This window comes from Burkholderia sp. Bp8986 (assembly GCF_003854225.1).
Taxonomy (GTDB): Bacteria; Pseudomonadota; Gammaproteobacteria; order Burkholderiales; family Burkholderiaceae; genus Burkholderia.
The window spans coordinates 108,921-129,380 of sequence record NZ_QTQM01000010.1 but is presented as its reverse complement, the minus strand read 5'-3'; the positions used below and the strand labels follow the sequence as shown (position 1 = coordinate 129,380).

Here is a 20,460-nt window from a genome sequence, read left to right as displayed (position 1 = left end):
CCCTGCCGCTCGACGGCTCAACGCATGGCCTTCACGTCGGCCGGCGTGACGCTCGCGGGCTGTCCGCCCCACGTCGCACGCAGGTAGTTCGCGAGCTGCGCGAGTTCGTCGTCGCTCAGCGTGTGCGAGAAACCCGGCATCGGCTGCAGGTTTTCGTAGCCGGCAAACTTCTGCTCGTCGACGCCGTCGAGCATCGCGACCAGCAGGTTGCGCGCGTCGCCCTGACGCAGCGTCGAATTGCCGTTCATCGGCACCGCCACGTGCGGCTTGCCTTCGCCGTTGAAGCCGTGGCAGCCCGCGCACACCGCGAGATACACCGAGCGGCCGGCCGCGAGTTGCGCGGCGTCGGCCGACACCGGCTTCACCGGCTGCGGTGCCGGCGGCGTATCGCCGAGCAGGTACACGGACAGCGCGCGCAGGTCGTCCTTCGCCAGGTACTGCGTGCTCAGGTGCACGACCGGATACATTTCGCCGAACGCCGAGCCTTGCGGCGCGATGCCGACGCCGAAGAACGTCTGCAGGTCGGTGCCCGTCCAGCCGCGCGCGGCGAGGCCGGCCGGCGTGATGTCCGGTGCGGCCACGCGGCCGAGCGCCGCGCCCGCGAACGGCTTCGCGCCGTCGAGCTGGCCCGTGAACGCACGCGGCGTGTGGCATTCCGCGCAGTGGCCGAGCGCGCCCGCCAGGTAGCGGCCGCGCCGCCAGTCGGCGGACTGGCCGCGCGACGCGTCGGGCAGGCTGTCCTTCAGGAACACCATGTCCCAGAACACCATGCCGAAGCGCAGGTTGTACGGGAACTTGAGTGCGTGCGCGCGGTTCTCCTGCGCGACCGGCTTCACGGTCCTCAGGTACGCGTACATCGCGTCGCTGTCGGCGCGCGTGAGCTGCCGGTACGACGTGTACGGCATCGACGGATACAGCCGCTTGCCCGGAGCCCTGCCGTCGTGCAGCGCGGCGTAGAAGTCGTCCGCGCTCCAGCTGCCGATCCCGTGATCCTTGTCGGGCGTGATGTTCGAACCGTAGAACGTGCCGAACGGCGATTCGAGCGGCGCCCCGCCGGCGAACGGCGCGCCGTCCTTCGCGGTGTGGCACGCCGCGCAGTCGGCGGCCTTGACGAGATAGCGGCCACGCGCGACCGGGTCGGCACCGGGCGCGCCGGAAGCCGCGTTCGAGGCAGGCGCGTCTTGGCTGCCGCAGGCGGCGAGCAGCAGCGCGCAGGCGGCCGCGAGCGCGGGCAGGCCCGCGCCCCGCGCGGCACGATGGGCGAATGTGCGTTTCATGCGGCGTCCTTCACGAGTCCCGGCGTCGTCAGGATCACGTCCTTCACGGCCTGGTAGTAGCGGACGTAACCCGTGCAGCGGCAGAGGTGCGCGTTCAGCGCGTCGGTGATCGTGCGCTCGACGTCGGCCTTCGCGACCGGCTCGCGCGTCAGCCGCTCGATCAGCACCGTCGCCGCGTTGACGAAACCCGGCGTGCAGTAGCCGCACTGGAAGCTGAAGTGCTCGAGGAACTTCTGCTGGATCGGCGACAGTTCCACCACTTCGCCGGCTTCGTTGCGCTTCGCGTGGCCTTCGATCGTGCGGATCGAACGGCCGTGGAAGAAGTGCGCGCCGGTGATGCAGGTGCGCATTTCCTCGCTGGTGCCGTCCGGCTTGTCGACGATCACGACGCATGCGTGGCAGATGCCCTGCCCGCAGCCGAGCCGCGAACCGGTGAGGCCCGCGTACTCGTGCAGGAATTCGATCATCATCAGCCCCTCGGGCACCTGCATCGGGCCGACGGACTTGCCGTTGATCTTCAATGACAGCGGCTTCAGCTGAAAGCGCACGAGCGGACGCTCGACGGCGGCCGGAGCTGCGGCGGATACAGCCGATGCAGCCGGCACCGCAGCGGATGCGGATGCCGGCGCGGCCGAAGCCGCGTTCGGCACGGACGCGGCGGTCGCGGCCGCGCTGGCGCTCGCGGCCGACGCGGCGGTTTGGGCGGTCGTCATGCGAGCACCTCCTGAATCTTTTGCGGGGTCACCGGCAAGTCGGTGAAACGATGGCCGATCGCGTGCGCGATGCCGTTCACGATCGCGCCGACGACGGGGATCATCACCACTTCGGCGACACCCTTCGGCGGATCGGTCTCGGACAGCGGCGGCAGGATGTCGCCCGTCTGCGACCACACGGCGACGTCGCTCGCGCGCGGCAGCTGATAACGGTTGAAGTTCCACGTGCCGTTGCCCGGGCCGTCTTCGTAGAGCGGCAGGTACTCGTGCAGCGCATGGCCGATACCCATCGCGAGGCCGCCCTGCAGCTGGCCCGACACGAGCTGCGGCGAGATCTGGTTGCCGCACTCCATGATCGAGTGATGCGTGAGCAGCTCGACCTTGCCGGTCGCTTCGTGCACGGCCAGCTCGACGAGCGTGCCGACCGCCGTGTAGTACGTGACGGCCGCGTTGTTGCGGCTCGTCGGCGGGATGAACACGCGCTTGCGGTCCAACACGCGATAGCCGTTCGCGGTCGGCGCCAGCGTGCCGCGCAGCGCGGTCGCGCCGGCCGGCGCGACGGTGCCGGGCAGCGGGCCGTCGGCGCCCGTCTTCGGCGCGCCGACACGCAGCGAGAGCCCGTCGATCGGCAGACGCTCGACCGCGCCGCCCACGTCGAACTCGGCGTCGGTCCATTGCCAGCGGTTGAACACGTGCACGACGGCGCCGGTCGGCAGGCCGAGCGCATGCGCCTGCTTCGCGAGCTGCTCGAACGTCAGCGGCTCGAGGCCGTCGGCGCTCAGCTTGCCGTCGACCCAGCGCGCGTCCTCGATGCGGATCGTGTACGGCGCGGCCTGGCCGCCGCCGAGGCCGCGCGTCCAGATCGACATCGCGGCCGGCCACAGCCCGTAGCGGAACACCGCGCGCGCGGCTTCGCGCGTGCTGTGCGTGAAGTAGTACGCGGAGTTGGTCGCGCTCGACGGCGACGCATAGCCCGGCGACCAGCGCGGATTCGCGCTCAGCCGATCCTGGTCGGCCTGCGACATCAGGTACGGATCGCCGCTCGTCTCGACCGGCAGGTCGGGCCATTCGGTCACCGCGACGCGCACCTCGGTCGCCGGGCGGCCGAGCCACTTCGCGACCGCGACGGCCTGCGACGTCGACATCCCGGTGCCGATCTCGGCCGCCGTGTGTTGCAGCGACACCTTGCCGTTCTCGTCGAATTCGACCTTCGCGAACGATGCCTCGGCGCCCGTGCCGAAGTCCTTCTGCACGCACGCGAAGCCGACACCGTAGCGCTTGCCCGGGTTCGCGGCCTCGAATTCGGCCTTGCGCGCCGCGCGACGCGTCCAAAGCGGATGCTGCCTCGCGCGTTCCAGCACTTCGTCGACGCGCAGCGCGCCGGCGGGAATCGCGCCCTGGGTGTTCTTCATCCCCGAACGCAGCGCGTTGCGCAGGCGGAATTCGATCGGATCGAGGTTCAGTTGCGCGGCGATCTCGTCGACGGCCATCTCGGTCGCGGCCATGCTCTGCAGCGTGCCGTAGCCGCGGGCGGAGCCGGCATCGATCGCACGCGACGCGATCGCGACCGCCGCGAGGTCGCTCTTCGGGAAGTAGTAGATCGATTGCGCGGCCGTCGCGCCGACCATCGCCACCGACGGCGAGAAATTCGAGCGCCCGCCGCCGTTCGCCTCGAAGTCGCCCTTGAACGACTGCAGCAGGCCCGTGTTGCGGTCGACCGCGATCCGGTAACGCATCCTGAACGCGTGACGCTTCAGCGACGTCTGGAACTGCTCGTAGCGGTCGTTCGCGAACCGCACGGGGCGGCCGTCCGCGTACAGCGCGCAGACGAGCCCGTAGAACGGCACGTTGAAGTGATCCTTCGAACCGTAGCCGACCGTGTAGCACGGATGCACGAACAGCTTCTTCACCGGGAAGCGGCATTTCGCGACCATCGCGGCCGCGTTTTCCGACACTTCGAGCGGCGACTGGGTCGGCACGACGAGGTGCAGCGACTGCGTCGCGGCGTCGTACCAGCAGTTCGCGTTGTCGGGTTCGAGCGCGGCGGTATCGACCGACTGCGTGTTGTACTCGCGGTCGAACACGAGCCAGTCGGCCGACGGATGGTCGAGTTCCGCGGCGATCTGGCCGGCGAGAAACATCCCCTGCTCGTCGAGCTTGCCGTGCTCCTTGCCGTCCGGCCAGACCGGCAGGTGCTTGCGCATCATGCTCGGGAAGATCGGCGCATCCTTCAGGCTCGAATAGACATCGTCGTCGTAGGCCGTCTCGCCGCCCACCCGCACGTAGCGGAACGTGCCCCACGGATCGCGCTCGAGCGGGCCCGTGACCGTGCCGTAGCGGATCACGTCGTCGCGGAACTTGAGCGCGTTCTTCGCGAAGCGGAAGCGCGCGAAGTCGTGGTAAATGAGGATCGCGACCGCATGGCCGAGATACGCGGGTGTCTTGCCGGCGGGCAACAGCATGTCGTCGCCGTAGAACGTCGGGAACGCGACGCCGTCGCGCGCGAGATCGTCGGCCGTGACCACGCGGTCCGGCTTCAGCTCGTCGCCGAGCAGCGACAGGTCGAAGCCCTCGTAGGTGCGGTCGGCCTGCGTGACGCGCAGGATCAGCGCGTGCGACTGCTGCTGCGGCCAGTGCGGCATGTCGGCCGCGCGCACGTCGCGGGCGAACACTTTCGAGCCCGTGACCTTCGCGATGCCGTCGATGCGGAATTGGGGGATGCCGGTGACGCTATCCCATTTGACGGGAGTGAGGAGTTTTTCTTCGAAGAGCGCCGCGAACGCGCGGCTGCCGATGGGCGCGACGTAGACCGCGACGCCCGCCAGCACGCTGGCTTTCAGAAAACCCCGCCGTGACAGGCCGTGGTTTTTCATTGGGGGGGAACCTCCTGATGCGGCTCGGACGGCGATCGGGTGTCGCGGCGTTCGGAGCGGCGCGCATTCTGGCATTGTTTTTGATATATCGCCTATAGTATTTCTCGCATGAATTGCTTATTGGATTTCTTATAACGGGATTCGGACGAGCTGCGGCGCGCGGTCGCGGGCGGCACACGCGTGCGACTGCGCGGTGTCGCGCCGGCCGCATCGGTGGCTGCCGGCCGATCGTGCGCCATCGGCGGCCCGCGTGCGGCGCGGGCTGAAACCGGTCCGCGCGCGGCTGCCCGAGATCGTTCCGTCGGCAACGATCCTGCCTGCGCATCGGCGAATCCGCAAGATGCGCGCGAACGAAGTTGACGACGACGCGCCGACGTCCCCGCACGGCGCTCGCGGCCGATGTTTCATGTTAATGTCGTGCGCATCCGGTTCGCCGGCCATCCCGTGCCGGGCGGGGCGGCCGGCGGTGCACCGCATCGTGTCGAGGTCAAAATAGCCATGGCAGTCAAGGCACGCCTCCTGAACGCCGTTCTCGCCACGCCCCCCTGCGGCGATCACTACGTGACGGCCGCGCTGCGCCCGTCGATGCTCGTCACGCTGTTCGAGGACGTGCGTCCGATGGCGCTGTCCGGCTTCGCCAGCGCGTTCGTCGCGGCGATCGCGCTGATCCGCCTGCAACAACTCTGGTGTTTCGTGTGGCTCGTCGTCGACGTCGGCCTGCTCGCCGCGCGGCTCGCGATCGCACGTGCGTATGCGGTACGTCGTGCCGCCGGCGACGATCGCGCCGAATACTGGGCCCGGCGCTATGCGCCCGTGTCGCTCGCCGCGTGCTTCGTGCTCGGCCTCGGCGTGATGGGCTGCGTGGATGCGCCCGACGTCGAGCTCGGCACGCTGGCCGTGATGGTCGCGGGCGGCGTGTTCGGCGGGATCGCGTCGCGCAATTCGGCGCTGCCGCGGCTCGCGATGACGCAGGTCACGCTCGGCGTCGTGCCGATCGGCGTCGGCGCGCTGCTGGTCCAGCGGCCCGGCGCATGGCTGCTGCTGCCGCCGCTCGTGATCTATCTCGCGGCCATGCGTACGGTCGTCGAACGCCATTACCGCGTGCTGGTCGCGCTGATCGCCGCACGCCAGCGCAACGCCGAGCTCGTCGCGCGCTTCGACGCCGCCCTCACCTACATGCCGCACGGCCTGTGCATGATCGACGGCGAAAGCCGCGTGATCGTCGCGAACCGGCGCACCGCGCAACTGTTCGGCTCGCCGCGCGAGATCATGCTGGACACGCCGCTGCCCGACGTCGTCGCGGCGCTCGGCGCGAACGCGCTCACCGATCCCGACGGCGCCAGTCTCGCCGTGCAATGCGACCTCTGGCTGAACCATGACGAACCGGAGCCGCTCGACATCGCGCTCGCCGACGGCCGCCAGCTCGAACTCACGCGCCACCGCGTGCCGGACGGCAACGCGGTGATCATCGTCGAGGACGTCACCGCGCGCCGCCAGACCGAGCAGCATATCCGGCACCTCGCGCGGCACGACGCGCTGACGGGATTGCCGAACCGCCACGAGTTGCATGCGCAACTCAAACGGATGCTCGCGCACCGGCCGCACCTGCCGCACCTGCCGCACGTGCCGAGCCCCGCGCTCGCCGTCATGTATCTCGACCTCGACGGCTTCAAGGCGATCAACGACCGCTTCGGCCACCAGGCCGGTGACGAAGTGCTCATGCAGGTCGCCGAGCGGCTCGGCAAGACGCTGCCGCCCGGCGAACTGGCGGCGCGGGTAGGCGGCGACGAGTTCATCGTCGCGCTCGACGCAACCACCATGCAGGCGTGCTCGGTCCTCGCCGCGCGGATCATCCGGCAGATCTCGGCGCCGTACACGCTGTCGATCGGCGAGACCGTCGTCTTCGGGATCAGCATCGGCATCGCGCTCGACGACGGGCACGGCTCACCCGACGAACTGATCCGGCAGGCCGACAGCGCGCTGTACGACGCGAAGTCGGCCGGCAAGGGGATCTACCGCTTCTATTCGGCCGGAAGCAGCCGCGTGACGCCCGCGACCGCGAGCTGAGCGCGCGCTCGTTCCCGCCGGCGGCCGCCGCGCTGTCCGGCTTGCCCGTTCGCTTCCCGCGATTCATTCCGGAAACGCCTTGCGTGGTTCGACGCGTGCGCGCGGATGTTCCGCCGCGGCCGCCCGTGTCACGTGACGTGTTCCGTAACATCGGCGCGCGCCGCGCGTAGCGTTCGCTGCAGAAGCCCGCACGATCGCGACGGCGCGCGGCATTTGATGGCTGGCACTCTTATTGCTCCTTGACCGGGAAACAGGATGTCAGGGAGGCCACTCATGAATACCGTCGAAGTTCTCAGCCGCGCGGAAACGATCGATCAACTGGACGTGATCGACGGTGCCTCGCTGATCCGGCGGCTCGTTTCCGAGCGCCGCATGCCCGCGGCGCGTGAAGCCGCGTGCGTCGCCAATCCGCCGCTGACGCTGTACGGCGCGTTTCGCCAGGGCGTCACCGACCATGCGGCGCGGCGCGCGAATCCGTATCGCGCCGGCAGCCGTTTCTGGACGGTGTGGGAAGAAGGCCGTATCGAGGCTGAAACATCGGGCCGCTGACGCGCTCGCGCGCCGGCCGCCGTCGCGGCAAGAGGCTGGCGCGCCACGCGGCGTGCGCAGGCGGCCGGCCCGCACACCGGCGTGCGTTTCAGCGCTGCAACATCGCGCGCGGCCGCTCCGGTTGCGCTTGCCGCGCGTTCGCGCACGGGCCGCCCGACGGCGCTAGACATCGGCCGCACCGCGCGCCGCGCGGCGGTCGTTTCCCGATAAGATGGCGGATTCCCGTTCTCCGAACGATGTCGCCATGACCGCCTCCTCCTCACACCGAAATCCCATCCACTGCGAAATCGATCTCGATGCGCAAGGCAAGCATGCGGGCTATCTGCGCCTGCCGCATTCCGTGCATCGCTCCGCGTACGGCTGGCTGCCGATCCCGATCGCGTCGATCCGCAACGGCGACGGCCCGGTCGCGCTCGTGATGGCCGGCAACCACGGTGACGAATACGAAGGCCAGATCATCGTGTCGCAGCTGATGCGCGAGATCGACCCGGAGAGCGTCACCGGGCAGCTGATCCTGCTGCCGATGGCCAATTTCCCCGCGGCCGACGCGGGCCTGCGCGTGTCGCCGCTCGACGAAGGCAACCTGAACCGCAGCTTTCCCGGCAACCCGACCGGCACGCCGACGCAGATGATCGCCCACTACATCGAGCATGCGCTGCTGTCGCGCGCGCAGTATCTGGTCGACCTGCATTCGGGCGGCAGCTCGCTGCTGTACCAGGGCGGCAACATGCTCGCGATCGACCCGCTCGACGACGACGAAGCGGCGAAGCTCAACGGGCTGCTCGTCGCGTTCGGGTTGCCGAACGCGCTGCTGCACGCGCCGAACCCGGTGCATTCGGCCTCGGCCGCGCGCCGGCAGGGCGCGATCTCGATCGTGACCGAACTCGGCGGTGCGGGAATGGCGGATCCGTCGCTGATCCGGCTCGGCCGTCACGGGCTGCTGCACTATCTCGGCTACATCGGCCTGCTGCACGGCGCACTCGTGCCCGATGCGCCGCCGACCGTCACGCGCTTCCTGCGCGTCGACGGCGATCGCCACTTCGTCTACGCGTACGAACGCGGGCTGTACGAACCGCTCGTCGAACTCGGCGACCAGGTGAAGGCCGGCCAGCCGGCCGCGTGGGTGCACTTCCCCGATACGCCGCTGCGCGAACCGGTGCTGCACCGCTTCAAGGGCGACGGCGAAGTCGTGTGCAAGCGCGTGCCCGCGCAGGTGCAGCGCGGCGATTGCCTGTTTCAGCTTGCGGAGGCGTCGACGCCGCCGCGGGTCATCGGGTAACGTGCGTGATCGAGTCGTCGAGGAGATCACGAACATGAAATGTCCCGCCTGCGGTGAAGCCGAACTGATTCGCGACACACGCGATATTCCGTATGCGTTTCAGCGTGTGTCCACGGTCGTTCGAGGTATAACGGGCGACTTCTGCCCGGCATGCGGCGAAGCGGTGCTCGATATCGAAAATGCCAGTCGTCTCGGTGATGCGATGACACGGTTCGCCACACAATTCGACGGGCGGGCGAACTAGATGCACGTCGTCGTTCGATGGGATGAGGGTCGCTGCGTAGATGGCGTGTCATGACCGGTATCGCCCCGGAGCGGTCGATCGCTTGCATTGGAACCGAAGTTCAGAGTTTGAACTAGCCCAGGCATTTCTTGGGAAAGTCGCGAGCCAATGCAAATGCGCCTCCCCCTGACACGAAAGGCCACAGTACGACAAGGCAGGAAAGTGTCGCCTTCGCGTCCGTCGATCCAATACGTCAGTTGCCACTTGCGTTTTTCGAGGGTGGTTCCGACAGAAAGGTAGCGTTGAAATGAATGGTCGACAGCCGGTCCCGGTTGAAGCCGTTGCTCACAAATCCGCCAGATTCGCGCGGGCACGAATCGCAGCATGGACGTTCAGTCATGGATTTCGAGATCTAGCTCTCGAGCCCGCGCGAAAAACGTTTCAATGGCGAAACGCGCCGACGGCGGGCCCATCGTCAGCGCGCTGTGCTTGACCACCGATTGGCGTCGAATTGAATTCGATCGAGAATTGCGCACCCGGATCCCGGACTTCGAAAGTAGGTGATTTCGCCAACATACATGTTTGGGAAAATGGCACATAACTTGTAAAACTGACCGCAGGAAATCCACAGTCACTGCGACTGCAATTGATCTGAAGTATTCACTGGTACGGGCACCTAAAATGATTCGAAGAATCTTGCTCTGTAGCTGGATATGTCTCGCATTCCATGCTGTCGGGTGCCCCGCGGGGACGACGGACCCCGACGCAGCGCAGAGGCTCGCCCTGCTTAGAGACGGCCGATTTGCCGAGTTGGATCATGCAATGACCGCCCTTCAGCAAGCATTTGAGCATGGCTCAATCAGCGACGACCAATTAGTCGCGGCATTCCGTGCCCTTTACCTCGCCGACCCCGACCTTGAACCAAAATTCGACCAATGGGTTGCGCGGTTTCCACAGTCATATGCGGCATTGCTAGCGCGAGGAATGTACTACGAGGCAATGGGATGGGTCAGGCGCGGCAACGCATATGCGAGGAGCACCAGCGAGCAACAGTTCGCTGGAATGAGAGCCTATCACAGCATGGCTCTCCGCGATCTATCGAAGTCGACTGGATTGACTGCGAAGCCCACCATGTCATACATGGAAGAGATCGAGATCTGGAAGGCCCTTTCTGGTACGAACAAGGAAAGCCGCGAATTGCTCGACCAGTCCATCAAAAAGGACCCGGGGAACATAGTGGTCAGGCGCACCTATCTCGTTTCGATACAGACAAGATGGGGCGGGAGCCCCAAACGCATGGCGGCCTTCGTCGACGAGTGTCGGCGGTTCCCGGTACCGGCAACGGCGCTACGAGAGTTCGAAGCGATGGTCATTGCAGATAAAGGCTGGGTCATGTACCGCGACAGTGATGATCCCGGTGCAGAAAAGGCTTACGCCCAGGCGCTCGCGTTGATGCCGAACGACCGGGACATGCTGACGCAAATGAGCAACGTACTCATCCGCGAGCACAAGTACGAGCAAGCAATTGAACCTTTGTCGAAGCTGATCAACCTGAACCCGAACAATAGTTACGCTCTTTCAAAAAGGGGGGCGATTTATCAAGGCATGAAACAATCCGAACGAGCGGTTAAAGACTACGAAAAGGCCGCCGAGCTGGGCGATGATTTCTCTGAAAATGAACTGGGCAAATTCTATTGGTTCGGAATTTCAGTACCCCGTGACAAGGAGCGTGCGATCAAGTTGTTTCGCCGCGCCGCAGAACAAGGTAATAAAGATGCCGAAAAGAATCTTGCGTGGGCGTTGCAGGGATAGCGAAGCGATGCTCACGCGGAAGCAGTCACACGCCGAGAGCGACACCGGATCCCGAGCATTTGTCGGCAACATCGGACGGCGCGAAGTCGCGCGATCGACTGACTCAGGTTCGCGTTCCGAGTCGGTATGGCGTTCGAGCCCAACTGAGCGCTCAGGCGAATGGACGGAAGTGGGCCGCTTCCCGCCAAACCTGATCGCCCCCAAATCGGCAATACCGATAGAACATCGAGCAATAACAGCGTGCAAACCCACGGCATTCATATGTATTGCACACACATCCAACTGGCTCGGCTCCGCACTACTCTCGATCGCCTCCCCCACCCCACTCCCCCTGCAAGCCTTCTGACGCTCCCCGCGAAATCCTTATCGAAATTGCTTCGTTCGCCTTTGCCGGCCGCGCCGCTAACGTGTTCGAAACGGCGGCGGCACGCCGGATGCAGCGCAGGAAGCACCGCGGCCGCCGTCATCACGACAACCGCGTCGCGATAACGGAACAGACCGGCCGGGCGATGTGCCCCGCCCCCGCCAGGAACGTCCGCATCGCGCGCCCTTCGCGATGCCCATGGCCACGAACGACCGCATCATCGACACGACGCCGCTCGACGTCCGCGCCCAGCCGTTGATCGACGCGCTGATCGACGAATACGCGACGCGCTACGACGCGTACCGCCCCGACAGCCGCGCGTCCGCACGCGACGAACTAGCACGCTACCCGGCCGAGCTGTTCGCGCCGCCCGAAGGCGCGTTCGTGCTGCTGCTGCGCGACGGCGAGACGATCGGCGGCGGCGCATTCAAGCGCTACGACGCGCAGACCGCCGAACTCAAACGCATCTGGACCCGCGCGGACCTGCGCCGCCAGGGGCTCGCGCGCCTGATCGTCGACGCGCTCGAACTGCGCGCCGCGCAGCAGGGCTATCGGCGTGTGTACCTGACCACCGGTTTTCGCCAGCCCGAAGCGTGGGCGCTGTACGACCGCACCGGCTATACGCGGCTGTTCGATTCGTCGATCGACCCCGAAGCGTATTTCCACCTGCGCTTCGGCAAGGATCTCGCCGATCCGTCGCGCACGTCGACCCTCGCGGACCTGTGGGCGCCGCTGCCCGAAGCGGTGCTGCCGCGCTGAACGCGTCGCGTCATCCGATTCCGCTCCCTCGCTCCCGACGACAACACAACAAGGACGCATCCATGCAACGAGCCGTACCCTTCACGCCGCGTGCGCTCCGCACGCTGGCCGCCGCGCTGATCGGCGTGACCGCGATCGCCGCGGCCGCCGCGACCTTCGACCTGAGCCCCGAGCAGCGCGGCCGCCCGCGCGGCACGGCCGATGCGGCCGTCGAGCGCGCGGTGCCCGCGTCGTTCAAGTTCGCCGAAGCCGGCACGCTGACCATCGGCGTCGCGCCGAGCCTGCCGCCGATCAGCACGTATGCGACCGACGCGCGCACGGTGATCGGCTTCGACGCGGACGTCGGCCAGCTCGTGTCCGACAGCCTCGGCCGCAAGCTGAAGATCGTCCCGCTCGCGTGGGCCGACTGGCCGCTCGCGCTCGAATCGGGGAAAGTCGACGCGGTGATCTCGAACGTCACCGTCACCGAGGAGCGCAAGCAGAAATTCGATTTCTCGACCTACCGCAAGGACCAGGTCGGCTTCTACGTGCGCAACGACAGCAAGATCCAGTCGATCCGCGAGCCGAAGGACGTCGCGGGGCTGCGCATCGTGACCGACGCCGGCACCAACCAGGAAAAGATCCTGCTCGCGTGGGACCGCGAGAACGTCGCGCACGGCCTGAAACCGGTGCAGGTGCAGTACTACGACGACCAGGCGATGCGGATCGTCGCCGTGCAGTCGGGCCGCGCCGATGCCGTGTTCAGCGTGAACTCGGTGCTCGCGTACCAGAGCGCGCAGCAGGGCAAGACACGGCTCGTCGGCGCGATCAGCGGCGGCTGGCCGCGCACGGCCGACATCGCGATCGCGACGCGCCGCGGCAGCGGGCTCGCCGATCCGCTGACGGTCGCGCTGAACGGGTTGATCAAGAACGGCCGCTATCAGCAGATCCTCGACCGCTGGAACCTCGCGTCCGAAGCGATCGACCAGTCGCGCACGAATCCGCCGGGTTTGCCGAAGAGCTGAGCGCCGCCCCTTCACGCCTTCGCAGGAACGCCGATCACCATGTCTTATTCGCTTTCATTGCTGGACAAGAGTCCGATCGCCGACGGCGCGACCGCCGCCGACGCGCTGCGCTTCACGACGACCCTCGCGCAGCGCGCCGAACAGCTCGGTTACGAGCGCTTCTGGGTCGCCGAGCATCACGGCGCGCCCGGCTTCGCGAGCTCCGCGCCCGAGATCGTCGTCGCGCACCTGCTCGCGCACACGTCGCGCATTCGCGTCGGCTCGGGCGGCGTGATGCTGCAGCACTACAGCCCGTTCAAGGTCGCCGAAACCTTCAAGCTGCTCGCCGCGCTCGGGCCGGGCCGCGTCGATCTCGGCGTCGGCAAGGCGCCCGGCGGGCTGCCGCTGACCACGCGCGCGCTGCAGTGGTTTCACGACAAGGCGAAAAAGCCGGGCTTCGCGGGCCAGCTCGCCGAACTCGATGCGTTCCTGGGCTGGGGCGTCGCCGAAGATCATCCGCTCGCCGGCGCGGTCGCGATGCCGGTGCCGCCGCACGCGCCGGAGCGCATCCTGCTCGGCGGCTCGCCCGACAGCGGTGCGCTCGCCGCCCGACACGGCTGGCGCTTCTGCTACGCGGGGCACTTCAACGGCGACGACGCGAACCTCGAACGCTCGCTGGCCGCCTACCGCGACGCAGGCGGCACGCGAGCGCTCGTCGCGCTGTACGCGGTCGCCGCACCGACCCGCGAGGAGGCCGAGCGACTGATCGGGCCGCTGAAGATCTTCAAGCTGCAGTTCGCCGGCGGCCAGAGCTTCAACCTGCCGAGCGCGCAGGCCGCGGCCGAATTCGCGCGGCAAAGCGGCGCGTCCGACTACCGGATCGACGAGTTGCGCCCGACCGTGCTGGCCGATACGCCCGAGCGCATCCACCGCGCGCTCGACGCGCTGAGCCGGCGGCTCGACGTCGACGCGTTCGTGATCGACTCGCCGGTGACCGATTACGCGGCACGGCTCGCGTCGGCCGAATGGCTCGGCGGCGCGCAGTCGATCACCCCCGTGCAGGCGGCCCTCGCGGCCGACCGCTCCCTTCGCTCCCTTTCCCCCGACCAGAACGCGTGACGCGCCCATGACGACCCGACGATCGATTCCCTTCGGCCTGATGCTGCAAGGCGCAGGCAGCCACATGAACGCATGGCGGCACCCGAGCAACCCGCCGGACGCGAGCATCAACCTCGACTTCGCGATCGGCATCGCGCGCAAGGCGGAAGCCGCCGGCATCGCGTTCGCGTTCGTCGCGGACGGCCTCTACATCAACGAGAAGTCGATCCCGCACTTCCTGAACCGCTTCGAGCCGCTCACCGTGCTGTCGGCGCTCGCGGTCGCGACGAAGAAGATCGGCCTCGCGGGCACGATCTCGACGTCGTACAGCGAGCCGTTCACGGTCGCACGCCAGCTCGCGTCGCTCGACACGATCAGCGGCGGGCGCGCGGGCTGGAACGTCGTGACGACGCCGCTCGAAGGCACCGCGAAGAATTTCGGCAAGGCGCATCCCGATCACGAACTGCGCTACGAGATCGCCGACGAATACCTCGAGGTCGTGCAGGGGCTGTGGGATAGCTGGGACGACGACGCGTTCGTGCGCGATCGCGCGACCGGTCGCTTCTTCGATCGCGACAAGCTCCACACGCTCGATCACCACGGCCGCTTCTTCCAGGTCGCCGGCCCGCTGAACATCCAGCGCTCGCCGCAGGGGCAGCCGGTGATCTTCCAGGCCGGCTCGTCCGACACCGGCATCGGGCTCGCGGGCAAGTACGCGGACGCCGTGTTCACGCACTCGCCGTCGCTCGACGAAACGGCCGCGTTCACACGGCGCGTGAAGCAAAGCGCGGTCGAGCACGGGCGGCAGCCCGGCGACGTGAAGATCTTCCCGGGCATCGGGCCGATCGTCGGCCGCACGGCCGCCGAGGCGGAAGACAAATACCAGGCGATCCGCGACCTGCTGACGATCGACGAAGCGCTCGCGTATCTCGGCCGCTATTTCGATCACCACGATTTCACGCAGTACGCGCTCGATGCGCCGTTCCCCGAGCTCGGCGACATCGGCCGCAACAGCTTCCGCTCGACCACCGACCGGATCAAGGCCGATGCGAAGCGCAAGCACCTCACGCTGCGCGAGACGGCGCTCGCCGTCGCGACGCCGCGCCCGAACTTCATCGGCACGGCCGAGCACGTCGCCGACGAGCTGATCCGCTGGCACGACGCCGGTGCCGGCGACGGCTTCATCCTCGGCTTCCCGGTACAGGCGCAGGGCGTCGACGACTTCATCGACCTCGTGATTCCGGTACTCGAGGCGCGCGGCCGTTATAGCCGCGACCTGCCGGGCAGCACGCTGCGCGACCACCTCGGCCTGCCGCGCAAGGCGAGCCGCCATGCGGCGCCCGGCGCGGTGCAGCAACAGGACGACGCGGCCGAAGCGCACGCATGACGCCGACGCGCCGCCTCGCGCGGCGCTTCCGGCCAACTCGATCGAGGACCCTCACCGACATGAGCGACACGACCCATCTCGGCGGCGCAGTGCCGCCGCTCTCCCCCTCCCGCGCCCGCGACACCGGCACGCACCTGCGGATCGTGCCGGCCCGGCACCGGTCGCGCACCGTCGGCACCGTGCTCGCGCTCGTGCTGATCGCACTCGTGCTGTATTCGATCCTCGGCAACCCGCAATGGGGCTGGCCGGTGTTCGCGGAGTGGTTCCTGTCGCCGCCGGTGCTGTCCGGGCTCGCGCGCACGCTGGTGCTGACGCTGCTCGGCGCGGTGTTCGGCTTCGCGCTCGGCGGGTTCGTCGCGCTGGCGCGGCTGTCGCGCTCGCGTCTGCTCGCGGCGAGCGCATGGACCTTCGTGTGGCTGTTCCGGTCGATTCCACTGATCGTGCTGCTGCTGATCCTCAACAACCTCGGCTACCTGTACGAACACGTGCGGCTCGGCGTGCCGTTCACCGACATCGTGTGGTTCGACACACCGACCACCGACCTGATCAGCCCGTTCCTCGCGGCCGTGCTCGGCCTCTCGCTGAACCACGCGGCGTTTTCCGCGGAAGTGATTCGCGGCGGCATTCTCGCGGTCGACCAGGGGCAGCTCGAAGCGGCCGCCGCGCTCGGCCTGCCGCGCGGCCGCCAGACCACGCGGATCGTGTTGCCGCAGGCGATGCGCGCGATCCTGCCGACCGCGTTCAACGACCTGATCTCGCTCGCGAAAGGCACGTCGATGGTCTACGTGCTCGCGATGCCCGAGCTGTTCTACACGGTGCAGGTGATCTATCGCCGCAATCTCGAAGTGATTCCGCTGCTGATGGTCGCGACCGTCTGGTACCTGATCATCCTGACCGTGCTGTCCGCGATCCAGGTGCAGGTCGAGCGCCACTATGCGCGCGGCGCGCTGCGCAACCCGCCGCCGTCGGCGCTGACGTTCGTGCTGGCGCGCGTCAGTGCGCTGTGGCGGCATGCGGCGGCGCGCAACGCAACGGCAACCGGCGCGGCGGCTCACGATGACGCCGCGGCCGCTCCGGTGCCGCGCACCGGCGGCGAAGTCGCCGTGCACAACGTATCGAAGCAGTTCGGCATGCAGCGCGTGCTCGACAACGTGTCGTTCGTCGCACCGCGCGGCAGCGTGACGGTGATCGTCGGGCCGTCCGGTTCGGGCAAGTCGACACTGCTGCGCACCATCAACCATCTCGAGCGCGTCGACGACGGCTTCATCGACATCGACGGCGAGCTGATCGGCTATCGGCGCGACGGCGACGTGCTGCACGAGTTGAAGGAGCGCGACGTGCTGAAGCGCCGCACGGCGGTCGGCATGGTGTTCCAGAACTTCAACCTGTTTCCGCACCTGACGGTGCTCGAGAACCTGATCGAGGCGCCGGTCGCCGTCGGCGGCGTCACGCGCGAGGCCGCCGAACGCACCGCGCGCACGCTGCTCGCGCGCGTCGGCCTCGCCGATAAAGCCGATGCGTACCCGCGCCAGCTGTCCGGCGGCCAGCAGCAGCGCGTCGCGATCGCGCGGGCGCTCGCGTTGCGCCCGAAGGTGCTGCTGTTCGACGAGCCGACGTCGGCGCTCGATCCCGAACTGGTCAACGAAGTGCTCGACGTGATCAAGGAGCTCGCACGCTCGGGCACCACGCTCGTGATCGTCACGCACGAGATCGGCTTCGCGCGCGAAGTCGCGGACAACGTGCTGTTCATGGAGCGGGGCCGCATCGTCGAGTCGGGGCCGCCCGCCGTCGTGCTCGACGCGCCGGCCCATCCGCGCACACGCGCGTTCCTGTCACGGGTGCTCTGATGCACGCCGCTCACGACCTGCGAGGCAACCGACGATGATCGACCGACGCCAGTTCATCACCGCCACGCTGGCGGCCGCCGCCGGCCTCCGGTGGCACGCGGCCGAGGCCGCCGCCGCGACGGCGGACCTCGATCCGCGCCAGGCCGGCCGGATCCGCGCAGCGCGCGACGATGCGGCGATTCGCGCGGCAAGCAACTACCGCTGGGTACGCGACGGGGCCTTCACGGTCGCGATCTCGCCGCACGCGCCACCGGTATCGACCTATGCGACCGACGCACGCACCGTGGTCGGCGCCGATCCCGACTATGCGCAGCTCGTCGCCGACGCGCTCGGCCGCACGCTGGTGCTGGTGCCGATCGCATGGGCCGACTGGCCGCTCGGGCTCACGTCGGGCAAGTACGACGCGGTGATCTCGAACGTCGGCGTGACCGAGAAGCGCAAGGAGAAATACGACTTCACGACCTACCGGCTCGGGCTGCACGGCTTCTACGTGCGCACCGCGAGCCCGATCGCGAAGATCGCCGAACCGAAGGACGTCGCCGGCCTGCGCGTCATCACGGGCGCGGGGACGAGCCAGGAGCGCATCCTGCTCGAGTGGAGCCGGCGCAACGTCGCGCAAGGGCTGAAGCCGACCGAACTGCTCTATTTCGACGACGATGCGGCGGCACGCGTCGCGCTGCTGTCGGGCCGCGCCGATGCCGAGCTGAATCCGAACGCGTCGCTCGCGTACGAAGCCGCGCGCGACGGCAAGATCCGGCGGGTCGGCGTCGTCAACGCGGGCTGGCCCGCGAACGCGGACGTCGCGATCGCGACGCGCCGCGGCAGCGGGCTCGCGCCGGCGCTGACGCTCGCGACGAACGCGCTGATCGACAACGGCCGCTACGGGCAGGCGCTGGCGCGCTGGGGGTTGCAGAGCGAGGCGGTCGCGCGCGCGGAGACGAATCCGCCGGGATTGCCGTCGTTTTGATTCGATGTGTCGATGTGTCGATGTGCCGACGCGTCGTTGCGTCGGCACAGCGAGCTGCGCATCGGTCGCGCAGCAAATGAAATCGCCCCGGCATCCCTTAAAGAAGATGCCGGGGCGAATCGACGTGGGCGGGCCGTCGTTTCCTACGCCGTCAGCGCCGCGCGATCGCGATGGTGGTCGAGTTCCGCGATGTGCGCGTGGATCGCAGGAATCAGCTTGCGTCCGTAATCCAGCGCATCGTCGAGCGGATCGAAACCGCGAATCAGGAACGTCGATACGCCGAGCGTGTAATACGCACCGAGCGCACGCGCGACCTGTTCCGGCGTGCCGACGAGCGCGGTCGAATTCCAGCGCGCGCCGGTCAGGTTCGCGACGCCCATCCACAACCGCTCGTCGAGCACGTCGCCCTGAGCGGCCGCGGCCATCAGGCGTTGCGACCCTGCGTTCTGCGGCGCATGGCCGTCGATCGGCTGGCCGTTCGCGAGCCGCGCCGCGCGCACGCGCGCGCGGATCGCCTCGGCCTTCTCCCACGCGGCGGCTTCGGTGTCCGCGACGATCGGCCGAAACGACACGCTGATGCGCGGCGCGCGTCCGAACGGCACTGCCGCGGCCCGCACGCGCGCGATCTGCTCGCGCACGGCCGCGAGCGGCTCGCCCCACGTCATGTAGACATCCGCGTGCTGCCCGGCCACGGCCAGCGCGGCCGGCGACGAACCGCCGAAATAGATCGGCACGTGCGGCTGCTGCGCGCCTTTCACGACCGGCGACGCACCATGCAGCCGATAGAACTCGCCGTCGTGATCGACCGGCGTGTCGGCCAGCCAGATGCGTTTCAGCACGTCGAGATATTCGCCGGTGCGGCGGTAGCGCGCGTCGTGCGGCACGAAATCGCCGTCGCGCTGAAGATCGGCATCGTCGCCGCCCGACACGACGTTCAATGCGAGCCGGCCGCCGCTGAACACGTCGAGCGTCGCGATCTGCCGCGCGGCGGCCGATGGCACGATCACGCCCGGCCGGTGCGCGAGCAGGATGCGAATATGTTCGGTCGCGGCGGCCGCGAACGACGCGACGATGAAGCCGTCCGCCGCGTTGCTGAAATGGCCGACCAGGATCTGGTCGAAGCCGGCGGCTTCGTGCGCCTGCGCGAAGCGCCGCACGTAGTCGGGCTGGACGGCGGCCCCGCCCGGTACGTCGACCTCCGCGCCGGGCGTCGCGGTGATCATGCCGATGATGTCGACGGGCATGTCGATGGTCCTTCTTGTCGTCGATCGGAAATGGCTGCGTGCTGCAGCACGCTCACTGCGCGGCGGCCGTCTTCTGCGCGGGCGCCGCGAACGCGCCCGCATACGAGCGGTCGAGCAGCTTCGCCGTGTCGTACGCGACCGGAATCACGCCGGCCTTGTGCAGGAAGTCGGCGGTGTTCTGCGCATCCTTCGCGGCCGTGTCGTCGACCGGGCCCACGCGCTGGTGCGCGTTGTTGAGCCAGCGGTACGCGACGTCCGGCTCCAGCTTCGCGCGCTTCGCCCACAGGTCCGCGTACTCGCGCGGATGACTGTCGACCCACTGGCGTGCCGCCACCACGCGCTTCAGGAAATCGGTGATCTCCGCGCGCCTGGCCGTGGCCGCCTGCTCGTTCGCGGCGACGAAGCTGAGCGCGGGCATCAGGCCCTGCGCGGTCGTCACGGGACGGGCGCCCTGCCGCAGCGCGAGCGTGCTGACGAACGGCTCCCACAGCGACACGGCGTCGACCGAGCCGTTCGCGAGCGCGTTGGTCGCATCGATCGGCATCAGGTACGCGTACTTGACGGAATCCGCGCGCAGGCCATCGTGTTCGAGCGCGCGCAGCACGAGCTGCTGGCTCCACGCACCGCGCCAGACCGCAATCGTCTTGCCCTGCAGGTCGGCGACGGTGCGCACCGGCGAGTTCTTCGGCACGAGGATCGCGACGCCGTCGAGGCTCTGCCGCGACACCGCGACGACTTTCACCGGCGCGCCGCGCGCGGCCAGCGTGAGCAGCGCGGAATCGCCGAGGAAGCCGACGTCGATCGCGTTGCCGTTCAGGCTTTCGGCGACGGGCGCGGCAGCCTGGAAGTGCTTCCACTCGATCGTATAAGGCAGGTCCTTCAACACGCCGGACGCCTCCATCGATGCCTGGATGTTGAAGTAGTTCTGTTCACCGACGCGCAGCGTGACGGTGTCTTTCGCGATGCCCGGCTGCGCGGCGAGCGCGAGCAGCAGCGCCGTGACGATTCGGCTCAACAA

At 68.1% G+C, this 20,460-nt stretch carries 16 protein-coding genes; 11 read left to right on the top strand and 5 right to left on the bottom strand.

What is annotated here, in order from left to right:
• Nucleotides 1–17 precede the first annotated feature (17 nt).
• From DID99_RS12595 to DID99_RS12585, 3 genes are read right to left on the bottom strand one after another with little or no spacing between them, the layout of a single operon-like run.
• Entirely contained in the window at nucleotides 18–1,277 is a 1,260-nt protein-coding gene (locus DID99_RS12595) for a cytochrome c (RefSeq protein ID WP_124666825.1), read from the bottom strand.
• A complete protein-coding gene (locus DID99_RS12590; RefSeq protein ID WP_124666824.1) occupies nucleotides 1,274–1,990 on the bottom strand; it encodes a (2Fe-2S)-binding protein in 717 nt (238 codons plus the stop codon). The genes DID99_RS12595 and DID99_RS12590 overlap by 4 nt, the downstream gene beginning before the upstream one ends.
• Complete coding sequence (locus DID99_RS12585) at nucleotides 1,987–4,863, bottom strand: xanthine dehydrogenase family protein molybdopterin-binding subunit (protein ID WP_124666823.1); 2,877 nt, start codon at nucleotides 4,861–4,863, stop codon at nucleotides 1,987–1,989. Before DID99_RS12585 ends, DID99_RS12590 begins: the two co-directional genes overlap by 4 nt.
• 498 nt (nucleotides 4,864–5,361) lie before the next feature.
• On the opposite strand from DID99_RS12585, the gene DID99_RS12580 reads away from it, so the two are divergent.
• The 11 genes from DID99_RS12580 to DID99_RS12530 all read left to right on the top strand — a co-directional run bounded on the left by DID99_RS12580 (nucleotide 5,362) and on the right by DID99_RS12530 (nucleotide 18,198).
• Nucleotides 5,362–6,930 (top strand): sensor domain-containing diguanylate cyclase, encoded by a 1,569-nt coding sequence (locus DID99_RS12580; RefSeq protein ID WP_124666822.1) that lies wholly within the window; start codon nucleotides 5,362–5,364, stop codon nucleotides 6,928–6,930.
• Nucleotides 6,931–7,203: 273 nt separating this feature from the next.
• Nucleotides 7,204–7,479, top strand: a complete 276-nt coding sequence (locus DID99_RS12575) for a hypothetical protein (RefSeq protein WP_124666821.1) — start codon at nucleotides 7,204–7,206, stop codon at nucleotides 7,477–7,479.
• A gap of 244 nt (nucleotides 7,480–7,723) precedes the next feature.
• Nucleotides 7,724–8,758: a succinylglutamate desuccinylase/aspartoacylase family protein gene (locus tag DID99_RS12570; RefSeq protein ID WP_124519401.1), complete on the top strand. Its 1,035-nt coding sequence runs from the start codon at nucleotides 7,724–7,726 to the stop codon at nucleotides 8,756–8,758.
• 34 nt (nucleotides 8,759–8,792) lie between these two features.
• Nucleotides 8,793–9,002, top strand: a complete 210-nt coding sequence (locus tag DID99_RS12565; RefSeq protein ID WP_124484748.1) for a type II toxin-antitoxin system MqsA family antitoxin — start codon at nucleotides 8,793–8,795, stop codon at nucleotides 9,000–9,002.
• Between the two features lie 660 nt (nucleotides 9,003–9,662).
• Entirely contained in the window at nucleotides 9,663–10,793 is a 1,131-nt protein-coding gene (locus DID99_RS12560) for a DUF4034 domain-containing protein (protein WP_124666820.1), read from the top strand.
• Nucleotides 10,794–11,355: 562 nt separating this feature from the next.
• The gene (locus DID99_RS12555) at nucleotides 11,356–11,916 is read left to right on the top strand and encodes a GNAT family N-acetyltransferase (protein ID WP_124484744.1); all 561 of its coding nucleotides are present in this window, start codon (nucleotides 11,356–11,358) and stop codon (nucleotides 11,914–11,916) included.
• A 62-nt stretch (nucleotides 11,917–11,978) separates the two neighbouring features.
• Entirely contained in the window at nucleotides 11,979–12,920 is a 942-nt protein-coding gene (locus DID99_RS12550; RefSeq protein ID WP_124645868.1) for an ABC transporter substrate-binding protein, read from the top strand.
• Between the two features lie 39 nt (nucleotides 12,921–12,959).
• Complete coding sequence (locus DID99_RS12545) at nucleotides 12,960–14,018, top strand: LLM class flavin-dependent oxidoreductase (RefSeq protein WP_124666819.1); 1,059 nt, start codon at nucleotides 12,960–12,962, stop codon at nucleotides 14,016–14,018.
• A 7-nt stretch (nucleotides 14,019–14,025) separates the two neighbouring features.
• Entirely contained in the window at nucleotides 14,026–15,384 is a 1,359-nt protein-coding gene (locus DID99_RS12540; protein ID WP_124519393.1) for an LLM class flavin-dependent oxidoreductase, read from the top strand.
• 59 nt (nucleotides 15,385–15,443) lie between these two features.
• Entirely contained in the window at nucleotides 15,444–17,231 is a 1,788-nt protein-coding gene (locus tag DID99_RS38355; RefSeq protein ID WP_124522903.1) for an amino acid ABC transporter permease/ATP-binding protein, read from the top strand.
• A gap of 34 nt (nucleotides 17,232–17,265) precedes the next feature.
• Nucleotides 17,266–18,198, top strand: a complete 933-nt coding sequence (locus tag DID99_RS12530; protein WP_124570837.1) for an ABC transporter substrate-binding protein — start codon at nucleotides 17,266–17,268, stop codon at nucleotides 18,196–18,198.
• A 143-nt stretch (nucleotides 18,199–18,341) separates the two neighbouring features.
• On the opposite strand, the gene DID99_RS12525 is transcribed toward DID99_RS12530, so the two are convergent.
• Nucleotides 18,342–19,442: an LLM class flavin-dependent oxidoreductase gene (locus tag DID99_RS12525; protein ID WP_124666818.1), complete on the bottom strand. Its 1,101-nt coding sequence runs from the start codon at nucleotides 19,440–19,442 to the stop codon at nucleotides 18,342–18,344.
• Nucleotides 19,443–19,494: 52 nt separating this feature from the next.
• The gene (locus tag DID99_RS12520; protein ID WP_044844585.1) at nucleotides 19,495–20,460 is read right to left on the bottom strand and encodes an ABC transporter substrate-binding protein; all 966 of its coding nucleotides are present in this window, start codon (nucleotides 20,458–20,460) and stop codon (nucleotides 19,495–19,497) included.

Coding starts and splice junctions, on each gene's coding strand:
- DID99_RS12595 (WP_124666825.1), bottom strand. CDS start 1,277: ATGAAACGCACATTCGCCCATCGTGCCGCGCGGGGCGCGGGCCTGCCC.
- DID99_RS12590 (WP_124666824.1), bottom strand. CDS start 1,990: ATGACGACCGCCCAAACCGCCGCGTCGGCCGCGAGCGCCAGCGCGGCC.
- DID99_RS12585 (WP_124666823.1), bottom strand. CDS start 4,863: ATGAAAAACCACGGCCTGTCACGGCGGGGTTTTCTGAAAGCCAGCGTG.
- DID99_RS12580 (WP_124666822.1), top strand. CDS start 5,362: ATGGCAGTCAAGGCACGCCTCCTGAACGCCGTTCTCGCCACGCCCCCC.
- DID99_RS12575 (WP_124666821.1), top strand. CDS start 7,204: ATGAATACCGTCGAAGTTCTCAGCCGCGCGGAAACGATCGATCAACTG.
- DID99_RS12570 (WP_124519401.1), top strand. CDS start 7,724: ATGACCGCCTCCTCCTCACACCGAAATCCCATCCACTGCGAAATCGAT.
- DID99_RS12565 (WP_124484748.1), top strand. CDS start 8,793: ATGAAATGTCCCGCCTGCGGTGAAGCCGAACTGATTCGCGACACACGC.
- DID99_RS12560 (WP_124666820.1), top strand. CDS start 9,663: ATGATTCGAAGAATCTTGCTCTGTAGCTGGATATGTCTCGCATTCCAT.
- DID99_RS12555 (WP_124484744.1), top strand. CDS start 11,356: ATGGCCACGAACGACCGCATCATCGACACGACGCCGCTCGACGTCCGC.
- DID99_RS12550 (WP_124645868.1), top strand. CDS start 11,979: ATGCAACGAGCCGTACCCTTCACGCCGCGTGCGCTCCGCACGCTGGCC.
- DID99_RS12545 (WP_124666819.1), top strand. CDS start 12,960: ATGTCTTATTCGCTTTCATTGCTGGACAAGAGTCCGATCGCCGACGGC.
- DID99_RS12540 (WP_124519393.1), top strand. CDS start 14,026: ATGACGACCCGACGATCGATTCCCTTCGGCCTGATGCTGCAAGGCGCA.
- DID99_RS38355 (WP_124522903.1), top strand. CDS start 15,444: ATGAGCGACACGACCCATCTCGGCGGCGCAGTGCCGCCGCTCTCCCCC.
- DID99_RS12530 (WP_124570837.1), top strand. CDS start 17,266: ATGATCGACCGACGCCAGTTCATCACCGCCACGCTGGCGGCCGCCGCC.
- DID99_RS12525 (WP_124666818.1), bottom strand. CDS start 19,442: ATGCCCGTCGACATCATCGGCATGATCACCGCGACGCCCGGCGCGGAG.